A 314-nucleotide genomic window follows, 5' to 3' on the forward strand; every position below is an offset into this window, starting at 1 on the left:
CCTTATCATTTTTTCTCCTTTGCCAAAGGAGCATTGATTTATAATGATAATTTAATCATTTTGCAATTTGAATGAAAACCTCGAATACAGTAAGATACTCTCATTTCAAACCATTTGCTTGTCTTTCATAAGAGAAAGCAATGTTTGGGTAAAAACTATTTAAGAAAGGTATGAATCTTTCATGAATTTTCTCAATACAAAAGCAATTGCAACATTTTGAGTTGGAAGATAGCAGGGGTGTGCTGGCTTGGACCTTTACCAGTGGTTTTAGCAGAAATACAGAAATAATTTTAGCCAGAACGCTAAAGCCCCCG

1 protein-coding gene is annotated in these 314 nt (G+C 34.1%); it reads right to left on the minus strand.

The annotated features are described in order from the left end of the window. Window positions 1–100: 100 nt before the first annotated feature. A partial coding sequence (locus ACFIO5_RS12520) for a hypothetical protein (RefSeq protein WP_375705578.1) occupies window positions 101–314 on the minus strand: 214 nt, incomplete at its 5' end.

The organism is Bartonella sp. AA86SXKL, from assembly GCF_042196885.1.